Raw genomic sequence first — 438 nt, 5'->3', positions numbered from 1 at the left:
CTTTTACGAAGCGCTGATCGACGCACACCGCAACCTCGACGAGGAGCACAGCGCGATGCTCAACTCGCAGCTCATCCTGCTGCTCGCGAACCATATCGGCGACATGGCGGTATTGCGTGAAGCGCTGGCGGCGGCGCGGCTTGCATTGCCGGCGGCAACGGCAACCTGAGCGTCATCACGTTTCATCATTCCAACGCTTCCGCTTGATCGTACTTGCGGCTGGGGTGGGCGCGAAGAGGAACGCGCTCCGCCAAAACGATAACGCGGCGGCCGATGCGGCGCAGCGTGCGCAACGGCGCGCGCTCCATCACAAGGTGGAGCGCGGCAATCCGCGCCGCGTGTTCAAAGGCGAACGATTTGAGCCGGCAGACTAGCGCACAGCTTGCCGCATTCCGGCAAGCTGGCCACGCCGGTACTCCCCTTGCCGCTCCAGCATCC

At 64.4% G+C, this 438-nt stretch carries 2 protein-coding genes; one reads left to right on the top strand and one right to left on the bottom strand.

Features of this window, described 5'->3' with window-relative positions; translation table 11 throughout:
- A partial coding sequence (locus I6F21_RS37940; RefSeq protein WP_225184411.1) for a DUF2783 domain-containing protein occupies positions 1–169 on the top strand: 169 nt, incomplete at its 5' end.
- Between the two features lie 16 nt (positions 170–185).
- On the opposite strand, the gene I6F21_RS37935 is transcribed toward I6F21_RS37940, so the two are convergent.
- Positions 186–438, bottom strand: a 253-nt coding sequence (locus I6F21_RS37935; RefSeq protein ID WP_225184410.1) for a hypothetical protein, incomplete at its 5' end; no start/stop codon positions are given.

This window comes from Bradyrhizobium sp. NBAIM03, assembly GCF_020194055.1.
GTDB lineage: Bacteria > Pseudomonadota > Alphaproteobacteria > Rhizobiales > Xanthobacteraceae > Bradyrhizobium > Bradyrhizobium yuanmingense.
The sequence above is the reverse complement of the archived record's forward strand: the minus strand, read 5'-3'. Positions and strand labels throughout refer to the sequence as shown.